6 protein-coding genes are annotated in these 12,385 nt (G+C 33.5%); 1 reads left to right on the plus strand and 5 read right to left on the minus strand.

Annotated features, from left to right (window positions below; all coding sequences use genetic code 11):
* Nucleotides 1-6: 6 nt before the first annotated feature.
* On the minus strand, nt 7-3,054 hold the full coding sequence (locus tag E0F91_RS04095) for a SusC/RagA family TonB-linked outer membrane protein (RefSeq protein WP_132065083.1): 3,048 nt from the start codon (nt 3,052-3,054) through the stop codon (nt 7-9).
* A 236-nt stretch (nt 3,055-3,290) separates the two neighbouring features.
* Entirely contained in the window at nt 3,291-6,092 is a 2,802-nt protein-coding gene (locus E0F91_RS04100) for a helix-turn-helix and ligand-binding sensor domain-containing protein (protein ID WP_243698835.1), read from the minus strand.
* A 187-nt stretch (nt 6,093-6,279) separates the two neighbouring features.
* Here E0F91_RS04100 and uvrA point away from each other — a divergent pair, with 187 nt between their 5' ends.
* On the plus strand, nt 6,280-9,063 hold the full coding sequence (gene uvrA / locus E0F91_RS04105) for an excinuclease ABC subunit UvrA (RefSeq protein WP_132065084.1): 2,784 nt from the start codon (nt 6,280-6,282) through the stop codon (nt 9,061-9,063).
* A 5-nt stretch (nt 9,064-9,068) separates the two neighbouring features.
* On the opposite strand, the gene E0F91_RS04110 is transcribed toward uvrA, so the two are convergent.
* The 3 genes from E0F91_RS04110 to E0F91_RS04120 all read right to left on the minus strand — a co-directional run bounded on the left by E0F91_RS04110 (nt 9,069) and on the right by E0F91_RS04120 (nt 12,314).
* Nucleotides 9,069-9,368 (minus strand): hypothetical protein, encoded by a 300-nt coding sequence (locus E0F91_RS04110; protein ID WP_132065085.1) that lies wholly within the window; start codon nt 9,366-9,368, stop codon nt 9,069-9,071.
* A gap of 153 nt (nt 9,369-9,521) precedes the next feature.
* On the minus strand, nt 9,522-10,982 hold the full coding sequence (locus E0F91_RS04115) for a lipopolysaccharide biosynthesis protein (protein ID WP_132065086.1): 1,461 nt from the start codon (nt 10,980-10,982) through the stop codon (nt 9,522-9,524).
* 42 nt (nt 10,983-11,024) lie between these two features.
* On the minus strand, nt 11,025-12,314 hold the full coding sequence (locus E0F91_RS04120; RefSeq protein ID WP_132065087.1) for a glycosyltransferase family 4 protein: 1,290 nt from the start codon (nt 12,312-12,314) through the stop codon (nt 11,025-11,027).
* Between the last annotated feature and the right edge of the window lie 71 nt (nt 12,315-12,385).

Below are 12,385 nucleotides of genomic sequence, written 5' to 3' on the forward strand. Positions count from 1 at the left end.
TACGAATTAAAAATTAATGTTTAAACCTAACAAATAGGTTCTTGGAATTGGATAAAAACCATAGTCAATTCCACCGCCAATAGGAGATCCATTTGACGCACTAGGGTCAAAACCTCTATATTTTGTAAACGTGTACAAATTATTTACACCTGCATACAACCTTAATTTAGTGATTCCAACTTTTTCAGAAAATGTAGGATCTAAAGAATAGCCTAACTGCATGTTTTGGATTCTTAGATAAGAGGCATCTTCAACAAAATAACTGGAGAAAGTAGAATTTCCTGAAGCACTTGTAGTGACTCTTGGATTAGAATTAGTACTTCCTTCGCCAGTCCATCTGTCCAAAACATAATTAAGACGATTGACATCCGTAAGATTTCTTTCGTAATTTCTAACCATATCATTCCCCACAGAGGCAAAAGTATAGACTGCAAAGTCAAAGTTCTTATAATTCATTTGCAAATTGAATCCCATTGTAGCATTTGGAATTGGATCGCCAATGTTAGTTCTATCGTTAGGATCAATGATTCCATCGCCGTTGACATCCACAAAACGAAGATCCCCAGGACTAGCCTCTGCACCTAAAGAGAGTTGAGAGGGATGGGCAGCAACTTCGGCTTGGTTTTGAAAAATACCATCCGTTTGATATCCATAGAAATATCCTATTGGCTTGCCCACTTCCATTCTTGAAGGTGCTTGCTGTCCTACGCCAAATGCTCCACCTTCAATAAAACCTATTCCGTTGTTTACTTCTAAGACTTCATTTTTAAGGAAAGTAACATTGTACCCAACACTCATCGAAAAATTATCCGAGAATTTATTTTTGTAATCGACGGAGAACTCCAAACCTGAATTTCGCACCGTTCCCGCATTGATTGTTGGTGAACCTGCCCCTGGAGCTGCAGTTCCATTAATTCCAGAAACAGGAATAAAAGGGATTAATAAATCAGCTCGTGTATCAATAAAATAATCTGCAACGACAGATACTTTATTTTGTAGTAGTTTAAAATCTAAACCAACATCAAATTTTCTAGCCTCTTCCCATTTCAAATTTGCATTTGGAGTTTGGCCCGTTGCTAAACCATTTACTAAAACATCATCAAAAACATAAGTAGCTTCTCCATTTAACTGCGAAATATAGCCGTTATTTGGAATTTGATCATTTCCTAAAGTACCATAACTCCCTCTCAACTTCATGAAGTTGACTATTTTGTCTTCTCCAAAAAATCCTTCATCTGAAATTACCCAACCTGCGGTAAATGACGGGAAATAACCTACTTTATTTCCGGGACCAAATTTAGTAGAGGCATCACGACGGATCATTGCTGAGAAAAGGTATTTCCCTTTATAATCGTATTGCCCTCTTGCAAAATAAGAAAGTCTACGCTCGTCAAAAACATATGAACTATTAGACAGTACTTCAGGGATTCCTCTAGTCAAAGCTATATCAGCAAATTCCCAAGAATTATAAGGTACATCAAACCCAGTTGCAAACAATCCGTTTCCAAACTGCTTAAAAATAGTATTTCCTATTGTAGCCGTTATATTGTGATCCTCAGCAACTTTCTTAGTGTACGTTCCAAATAAATCAAAAGAATAATCATTATCATTGATGGCACTTTGAGAAACAGAACTTCTTGGCACATCAAAAACTTTTCCACCATAACTAATTTGCTGAGCAAAAGATTTAGACTCACTATTAGACGTATTAAAACCAATGGAACTCGAAATCGTAAAATCCTTGAAAACCTTGTAATCCAACCCAAAATTACCATTCAATTTTTTGAAGTTGTAGTCGTTATAGGTATTCGCTATTTGAGCCAATGGATTTATAATTTCGATTCCTAAACCAGTATTGCTGGGCACTAAAGTAAAATCCCCATTGGCATCAAAAGGTGAAAATGTAGAAGGTGTGTTCAAAGCATTAAACAAAACAGAACCTAAACCACTTTCATTTAATGATTTTCTATTAAAATAAGTATAGATTACGTTCGTTTTCAATTTCAATTTGTCAGTAACATCTGCTCCCAAAGAGACTCTGGCAGTATTTCTTAAAAACCCAGATTTACTTTCGCCAATAATACCTTCTTGATCCAGATGAGAACCACTTACGGCGTACGTAATTTTATCAGAACCTCCAGAAAAGGAAATGTCATGGTTGATGATAGGAACACTCGTACTAAAAACCTCTTTTTGCCAGTTTGTCCCTTTACCTAGACCAGAAACATTAGGAAAAGGAACCGGGTTGCCTCCATTAGCATAGCTTTCGTTTAATAATAATGCATATTCGGTAGCATTCAATGTCGGTAATGTTCGTGACGTTTCCTGAAAACCGGTATAGGTATTATAGTTAATTCTAGCTTTTGAATTTTTTTTACCCGACTTAGTGGTAATAAGAATGATCCCATTAGCGCCAATAGTACCATAAATAGCTGCTTGAGCATCTTTTAAAACCGTGATAGATTCTACATCATTTGGATTTAACAATCCCAACTCTCCCACATATCCATCAATTATAGTGGTAGGCCTGTTCTCCCCATTGGTGGCAATACCTCTAATACGAATATCCAAAGCGGCACCAGGTGCACCTGAGGTAGTAGTCACGTTCACCCCAGAGACAGTTCCTTGTAAAGCTTGTTCAATTCTTACAGGTTTTAAATCCTCTAAAGTTTTACTGTCAACTACAGATACTGCTCCTGTTACTTCTCTTCTTTTCTGAGTTCCGTATCCAATCACCACTACTTCATCTAGTACTTTCGAATCTTCTTCCAACGAAATTGAAAGCGCACTATTGCTAGCTACAACTTTATATTCCCTATTTTTAAATCCTATATAAGTAAAGACAAGTGTGGCGTCTGCGGCAACTCCTTTTAGAGAGAAACGACCATCCATATCTGTCGATGTACCAATTGTTGAATTTTTAACTTGAATATTTACTCCTGGAATAGGTAAACCAGAACCTGCTTCCTTAACAACTCCTCCAACATCATATCCTTGGGCGAAACCAAAAGAGGATAGAAATAGAAAAAGGATTAGTAGATAGTTTGACTTCATAATTTATGTTTTTTGTGAATCATAAAATTAATCGGAACCATTAATAATAAATCAAAAAGAACCTCAACAAAAAACATACAATGCAAAAATTTTGGTATTTAATTTATAATACTGAAAAAAGTATTGAATATTAAGAAGAAATTATGATAGTTGCTTTTCATATAAAATAAAAAAAACACAACAATAACGTTAATGTTGTGGTAATGTATAGTTGAATTTTTATGAATTGAAGAAAACTATACAGCTAAAATGTACTCAACAAGCCCCTGTTCATGCGATAATTCCATTTTTTTACGCAAACGATATCTTTTTATTTCAACACTTCGAACTGAAATGTTTAACAAAGGAGCCACTTCTTTAGATGAAAGATTTAATCTTAAGTAGGCACACAATCGCAGATCGTTTGGAGTTAAGGAAGGATGAGCTAGCTTTACTTTTTTCAAAAAATCTTTATCCGCATTATCAAAAGCTTCCTTAAAAACACTCCAGCTATCTCCTTCTGAAATATTCTTATTAATAGTAGAAATAACCGATTTGATACTTCTATTTCCATCATCTGTTGTTTTCTTTAAGTCATCTTTGATAAAAGCTAGCAATTCATTTTTACTATTCAAACTCATCGTAGAAACAGCTAACTCTCTGTTTTTAGTATCTACATCTTGAGAAAGCTGTTCGTTTCTAACTCGCATTACTTCCTGCTCGTTTTCAAGCTCCTTAATTTCTAATAAAAGATTGTTCTCTTCTATCAGTTTTTCTTTTTGTTTTTGATAGTAGTTTTTGTAAGTTTTGTGAATAAGTCGAGCCATTATCAAAAAGAAAATAAAATAGACAAAGAGTGCAAGATTGGATAAATACCAAGGTTTTTCTACTTTAAAAGAATATACAACGGCATCATTCAAACTAGAATTAGCAAATTTTGCACGCACTTTAAAAGTATAATCACCTGGTGGCAAATTTTTAAAACTTACGGATGTTTTTGCATTCCACTCACTCCAATCTGCTTGAAAACCATCTAATAAATACTGAAATTCAGCATTTATGTACTTATTGTACTCTGGAACAGTATAATTAATAGTGATGTTATTTTCATCGTAGGTAAAAAGACCTTCATTTAAGATAGATTGATTTTTAAAAATTTCATTTTGCCGATTTGTTATAACATCAGTTATTAAAACCGTATGGTTTTTAAAACTTAATTCATTAAGATTTAGAATATAATACCCATCAGTAGTTCCAATCAAATAGTTAGAATTCGAAATTTGGGTAATATTTTCATAACCTAACATGGAATTAGTCAATGAAGCCGGAATAGGAATTACATTTTGTTTCAGCTGGTTACTTAATTTACTTAATGAAAAATAATGAATGTAATTTTTCGAGAAAAGCCATATTTTATTGGAATTATCCACAATTAATTTTCCTGATGTGTATTCCTCCTTTTCAAAAATAGAACTCAACAAGTTGTCTTTATTGAACTGTTTTGTCTTGTCATTCAATTTGAAGATCCCTTCCTTATTTGCATAATAAATGGTGTTATTGAATTTAGTCAAACTGGCATTTTTCCCTTTTGTAGGTGTTTTATAAGTTTTAAAAGGATTTGTTTTCAGTAGTTTAGGATCCAACTGTAACCTAAAGACTCCTTTGTATTCATGACTAACAAAAACTTCCAAAGTATTAGTGACTTCAAAATATTTAGAGGAATAATCAAATCCAGCTACTTTATTTCTAAAACTCCACTGATTATTAATTTTAGTAAGGACTGATATTCCGTAATAATTTCCTTGAAGTAAAATACCTTTTTGATTAGGGACTGTTTCAAACTTCCAAGTTCCTGATGCTGAAAATATGTTTTTTGCAATCGTATTTTCAATTACAAAGGTTCCCGAATCATGACCACAAAAAAGTGTTCCGTCGTATTCAAACAAAGACCAAACCTGCCCTTTGGTACCATTTACAAACTTGAATTCATCATTTGTCTGATAGTTTTTATAAAACAAACCTTGATTGGTTCCTACATACAGTTTGCCATTGTGCAACTTGGACGTGTATACAGTTCCTAAAATTCCTGTATCATCCACAAAACTTTGTATTGGAGATTGCAGATTAATACAATTGATTCCATTGTCTAAACCTGCCCAAAGATTTTTATCGGCATCTTCAAATAAAGAAAGTACCGTATTATTACTCAAACCTTTATTTTGAGTGATGTGGTATTTGATTTTTCCATCATTTTTTAGGATAAAAATCCCATTTGAAACCGTTCCTAAAGCAAAGCTTCCGTCTGACAGTAACTGACTACTGTACACGCTGCTTGCCGCCAACTCTGAGTCAACCTCTGTAGAAAATTTAGTCAATACAGTCCCTATGAGTTTGTAAAATCCGTTGCTCTGGGTTTGGATTAAAAGGCCTTCATCGATTGCAAAAATATTGACAATTTTATTGGTTTTCAAAATTGCATTGTCAGAAACCAATCGTCCTTTTCCACTTTCAATTTCAAAAAGTCCTTCATTAATTGTTTGAAAAAAGAGCGCATTTTTTGTTCGAAACGATTTAATTATATTGTTTTTAGGAGCAATAATTTGAAACCCACCCGTTTTAGAATCATAAATATAAATGCGATTCAAGGATTGAAAAATCACCCATTGATCATAATTTAAGATGTTCCAAAATTGTTCATCGTCAAGAATTTTATTTTTTATTGTTTTGCTGAGTGAAACGTATTTGAGCTTGCCATTTGCCTTTCGTGTCCAGAAACCAAATTCCATATAACAACCCGTGAAAACCTTGTTACCAATCACTTTCACTGAACGGATAATGGTTTCGTTTGGCGATGGATATAACTCCCACACCGCGCCATTAAATTCTAAAAGTCCTTCATTATTAGCAAAGAAAACATAATGGCTTTGATCCTGAGAAATCATCCAATTTTGGTTTCCCGCTCCATACGTAGAAGAGGAGTATTTAATAATTGGTGGCAATTCTTGAGAAAAAGCAGTAAAAGACAGAAAAAAAATAAAAATGTAAAGTTTTGTTTTCAATGGTATATCGATGTTAATTATTTCAAAAATAATCTTAAAAATAGTATTTATTTATTGGATAGAAAACATAAAAACTATACAACAAGGAAAAAGTTTATTCCTGCCTCACTTTTAATGATTATTTGTGAGTTGTTCAATTCTTTTAGTCCGTTCAAAATTGATTACTTTTGTAAAAATTATCGTTTTTATGCAAGTTGACCTTTCAAAATTAGATCCAAAGAAAAATATCATTATAAAAGGTGCGCAAGTACATAACTTAAAGAATGTAGATGTCGCCATTCCCCGAAATAAGTTAGTGGTTATTACCGGACTTTCAGGTTCTGGAAAATCAAGTTTGGCATTTGATACACTGTATGCCGAAGGACAGAGACGTTATGTAGAAAGTTTGTCTTCTTACGCCCGACAATTTCTTGGAAGATTAGATAAACCAAAAGTAGAATACATTAAGGGAATCGCCCCCGCAATTGCTATCGAACAAAAGGTAAACACGACTAATGCCAGATCGACTGTAGGAACTTCAACAGAAATCTATGATTATATAAAATTATTGTTTGCTAGGATAGGACGAACCTATTCCCCGGTTTCAGGACGAGAAGTCAAAAAAAATACAGTATCTGACGTGGTTACTGATGTAAAAACTTTTGATTTAGAAAGTAAATGGCTTCTCCTCGCTCCCATTCATTTAGAAGAAGGAAGAAAACTGGAAGACAAATTAAAAGTGCTTTTGCAACAAGGTTTTGCTCGAATTTTAGTTAATAATGAAATGGTTCGTTTGGATGATTTACCAGATTCACTCACCAAAAAAAATATTTTTCTAATTATCGATCGAATTGTAGTCAAAGAAGAAGAAGAGTTCTACAATAGATTAGCCGATGCAGTGCAAACCGCTTTTTTTGAAGGAAAAGGAATTTGCCATTTACAAGAATTAAACTCCGATAAAAAGTTTTCTTATTCTAATAATTTTGAATTAGACGGTATTACTTTCTTGGAACCAAATGTTCATTTGTTCAGTTTTAACAATCCATATGGCGCCTGTCCTGTATGTGAAGGCTACGGAAATATTATAGGAATTGATGCCGAATTAGTAGTCCCCAATACTACTTTATCCGTTTTTGAAAACGCTATTTTCCCTTGGCGTGGTGATAGTATGAGTTGGTTTCGAGATGAATTGGTAAATAACGCTTACAAGTTTGATTTTCCCATTCACAAACCGTTCTTTCAATTATCCGAAGAGCAAAAAGAATTGATTTGGAACGGAAATGAATATTTTCAAGGTCTGAATACTTTTTTCAAAGAATTAGAAGAAAAGAATTATAAAATACAAAATCGGGTGATGCTTTCTCGCTATCGCGGGAAAACCAAATGTTATTCCTGTAAAGGAAAACGCTTGCGAATCGAGGCCTCTTATGTGAAAATTAATTCTAAGACAGTCTCTGATTTAGTTGATTTACCAATTAAACATTTAGTTCGTTTCTTTGATAGCATTGAGTTAGATGTTTATGAAAAGCAAATCGCCAAACGTTTATTACTTGAAATCAACAATCGACTGGCATTTTTAACTGAAGTTGGTTTGGATTATCTTACATTAAACAGAAATTCATCAACCCTTTCTGGTGGAGAATCGCAACGCATCAACTTAGCGACTTCGTTAGGGAGCAGCTTGGTGGGATCGATGTATATTCTGGATGAACCGAGTATTGGTTTACACCCAAAAGACACAGAACGTTTAATAAAAGTATTGCTTTCACTTCGAGATTTAGGGAACACAGTTATTGTAGTGGAACATGATGAGGATATCATGAAGGCAGCGGACATGATCATCGATATTGGTCCAGAAGCGGGTACATTAGGCGGTCATTTAGTAGCGCAAGGAACATTTGATGAAATCCTTAAATCAACATCGCTTACTGCTAAATATTTGAACGGTGATTTAGAGATTTCAGTTCCTAAAAAACGAAGACCATTTAAGAATTATATCGAAATAAAAGGCGCCAGAGAAAATAATCTTCAAAATATAGATGTCACTTTTCCTCTAGATGTTTTAACTGTGATCACAGGAGTTTCAGGTAGTGGAAAAAGTACGCTTGTCAAGAAAATATTGTTCCCAGCGATGCAGAAAAAACTGAAAAATGTGGGCGAAAAAGCGGGACAATTCAGTGAAATGTCTGGATCATTTTCACAAATAAAACACATTGAATATGTCGATCAGAATCCAATAGGCCGAAGTTCTCGTTCTAATCCAGTTACTTACATCAAAGCGTATGATGACATTAGAGAATTATACGCTAAAGAAAAATTATCAAAAATAAGAGGATATCAGGCCAAACATTTTTCTTTTAATGTTGATGGTGGAAGATGTGAAACCTGCAAAGGAGAAGGTTCTATAAATGTGGAAATGGTCTTCATGGCCGATGTGCAATTGCCTTGCGAAACCTGCAATGGAAAAAGATTTAAGAAAGAAGTTCTGGAAGTAGCCGTTGAAGGCAAAAATATCCATGATATTCTCACTATGACTGTTGACGATGCTATTGCTTTCTTTACAGCAAACAAACAGGCTAAAATCATCCAAAAATTACAACCGCTACAAGATGTTGGATTAGGATATGTACAATTAGGACAATCGTCGTCTACGCTTTCAGGTGGCGAGGCGCAACGGATCAAGTTAGCCTCCTTCTTAGTAAAAGGAGCTACAAAGGACAAAGCACTTTTTGTCTTTGACGAACCTACAACAGGATTGCATTTTCACGACATCAAAAAACTATTAACTTCCTTTGATGCCTTAATAGAAAAAGGACATTCGATAATTGTGATAGAACACAATCTGGATCTGATAAAATGTGCGGATTGGATTATTGATTTAGGCCCAGAAGGCGGAGAAAACGGTGGAAAACTATTAGCAGTGGGAACTCCAGAACAGGTAGCGAAAATCAAAACATCAGTTACGGGACACTATTTGATAGATAAATTATAAGAGCATTACCCCATATAACATTTTTCTTCAAAAGGATTGCCGTCTTCATCAATTGCGATTAGGATTTTTTTAGCTTTTGAAGAAACTTGTGTGATGTAAATCCAAGCAATGGACCAAAGGCCAAGAGTCACACAAAAAATTACAAAATTAAAAAAATGGTCTACTTTTTTTTTCTTTTTTAATAAAACGGCATATGGCAACTTATCATTTCGTTCCAAAACTACAAATCCGTTACTAGTTTTACTGGCAAGAACGGAAGAAAATTTTATTAGATTCTCGTCAAAGATAGTATTGTTTGTTTTCATATTCCTTAAGATAATTAATCCGCATTTTTAAATTGTTATTTCTAAAAACAACAAGGACAAAAATAATAGCAAATTTAGAATCTTACAATACCCACTTTTAGTGATATTTTAATTTTTATAATACAAAAGCAACAAAATCAAACTACTAATCCGTTATCTCATTTTTTTTATAACAACATCAATCGCTTGATTGATTTCCAAAGAAATTACAAATTTGTAATTAATATAAATGTAAGTAACGGTAACTAAAACTGACTTTAAGGCTATAGATATTATCGGATTAAAAGGAAATTCCCAAAAATAGAATAAAAGAAATAGTATAAATGTGATTCCAAGAGAATATAGTGTTTGGTTTGTAAATGGATACAAATGCAATCTTTTGACCACAAAAAGTAATTTAGCTATACTGTAAAGAGTAATTGATACTAAAGTAGCAAATGCGGACCCCATAATACCGTACAGAGGAATAAATATTGCATTCAAACCAATCGCTACAACTACTAGAAAAACGCCTAGAAATAAAACAGCACGGTAATACTTTGTATTAAAAATGATTGCATTATTATTTCCTAAAATCAAATCAAAATATTTTGATAATCCAATCATAAAAACAACTAATATTCCACCGCTGTATTCTTTTGGTACAATTTCATAGAGCTGATTAATATTAACAAAAATTCCTAGCATTACAAAACCACCTACCACTTGTAAATTGATTGATGTCTTTTTATATAACACATTCAATTCGCTAAATTTATCGTCGTGCATCAGTTTAGCGGTAATTGGATATACAATTTGATGCATCGCGCGACTTGGAACTGATATTACTAAAGCAATAAAAGTTGCTATCGAATAATAGGCAATGTTTTCAATGACCATATATTGATTCAGCATAATTTTGTCACCATCCAAAAGCAAATTAGCCACACTCCCTGATAAAATAATATAGAAGGTATATTCTAATAAACCTTTCGCATTTTTTGGAACAGCGATCTGAAAACTGGGTTTTTTAATATAAAATGCATAAGCCATGGTGATCAACAGCGCCAAAAAATAAATCCCAGCGGTGATGTAGACAAAATCTACTACAGTAATCCAATTATAGTACACCCCAATCAACGCAACTAAGGAAAACAATCTCAAACCTACTTCTTTGATAAAATTACCAAAAACCGAGTGCATGTGAACTCTGGCCCAAGCGTAAAAAATTTCGAAATAGGCCATGCACAGTCCTATAAATGGAATGAGCCAAATAAAATCCTTGACGACTGGATTTTTCTTGGATACAAAAATTAAAATATCATCAAAAAAAACAAATCCTATAAAAATTAATGGAATGGATAGCAGTAAAGGAAACAAAACAGTAAAAGACAAAAACTGAGATCGTTCTTCGTCAGTGTTATACTGAGAATAGAATTTAACTAATGTATTTTGCATTCCTATTGCAAACAAAGGCATGATTACATTAGCAACAGAAAGTATGTAATTTGTTAAAGCATAATACGTAGCACCTAAAAAAATAGGGTATAAATAAAGTGTATTTATTGCGCCAATTCCAAAACCCAAATAGGTAATTATCGTATTCTTTAAAGATTGATTTAATACTATTCCCATTATTTTATCCTTACAAGGCACTAAGAAACCTCACTTTTAAATTTAAACTTTATTAAGCAATTCCACCAATTCTTTAGTTAGATTTCTTCTGGAATAATTTTGTAATCCAACTCCATTCGATTGTAATTTCCCTTCTAAAAACTGATTATAAAAGTCCAAAATTACACTTTTAAGTTTCATTTTCTCTGAATAATCAAAAAATACGCCTGTGTTAGTATTCGTAATAATTTCTGCAAAGTCAGATTCCTTTGGTCCAATAGCAATAATGGGTCGATTTGAAACCATATATTCAAATAATTTTCCTGGAATAATACTCTTTGTGTCTTCAGAATTAATTTCGATGAGTAGTAAAACCTGAGATTTCCTCTGATGCGCAATCGCTTCTGTATGCGAAACATACCCCAAATTATTCAAATAGGGTTTTAATCCGAATAGAGAAATGGTTTCTAAAACTTCCTGACTAACTGCTCCGATTAGTTTTATTTCTAAATGTGATTTAAAATCTGGAATCTCTTGTGTCAATTCAACCAAACTTTCCCATAAAATCAGAGGATTTCTCTCAGATAGAAAGGAACCAATATGTGCTAAGCTAAATTTAGTATCTAAAGTTTGTTTTTCGACTTGCTCCGTATCATAACCATTCGTTATTACCGCAATTGGCATACTGGTAATCGTCTCAAATTCAGTTTTGGTCGTTTTACTCGTTACGATAATGGTATCGGCTGTATTCAAAACCTGATGTTCCAGTGCTTTGTGTTTTTTGGCTGCAAATCTAGACAATCGCAAGGATTTGTGATAGCCAATAGTGGTCCACGGATCTCTGAAATCAGCAAACCATTTCAGATTTAATTTTTGTTTTAATTCTAATCCAATAAGATGCAAACTGTGCGGCGGTCCAGATGTTATTATGGTGTCAATATTATTCTCTTTAATGTATTTCTCCAGATAATCAACCGAGGGTTTCACCCAAAAAACACGCGCATCTGGAATAAAAAGATTGCCTCGAATCCAAAGAAACGTTTTATCTAGAAAAGATTGCTTTTTCTGATTTGGAATAATTCCAGAATTCATCTTTTTAGTTTTATTCTTTGAAAGAAAAGATGCTAGTTGATAGGGTTCAAAAATGGTCTGTTTCAGAATAATCGCTTTGTCCGAAACTTCTTTGACCAAATTTTCATCAACAATGGGATACGTAGGATTCTCGGGGATATAGACAATAGGCTGAACGCCAAAGTCTGGCAAGTACTTAACAAATTTAAGCCATCGTTGCACGCCTGGCCCTCCAGCTGGCGGCCAATAATAGGTGATTATAAGGATTTTTTTTTGAGACAAAATAAGTTGTTTATTATTTTGTCATTCTGACGAAGGAAGAATCACCATAAATAGTATTTGGGATTGTCCCT

This window comes from Flavobacterium sandaracinum (assembly GCF_004349135.1).
Taxonomy (GTDB): domain Bacteria; phylum Bacteroidota; class Bacteroidia; order Flavobacteriales; family Flavobacteriaceae; genus Flavobacterium; species Flavobacterium sandaracinum.

Coding starts and splice junctions, on each gene's coding strand:
- E0F91_RS04110 (WP_132065085.1), bottom strand. CDS start 9,368: ATGAAAACAAACAATACTATCTTTGACGAGAATCTAATAAAATTTTCT.
- uvrA (WP_132065084.1), top strand. CDS start 6,280: ATGCAAGTTGACCTTTCAAAATTAGATCCAAAGAAAAATATCATTATA.
- E0F91_RS04095 (WP_132065083.1), bottom strand. CDS start 3,054: ATGAAGTCAAACTATCTACTAATCCTTTTTCTATTTCTATCCTCTTTT.
- E0F91_RS04115 (WP_132065086.1), bottom strand. CDS start 10,982: ATGGGAATAGTATTAAATCAATCTTTAAAGAATACGATAATTACCTAT.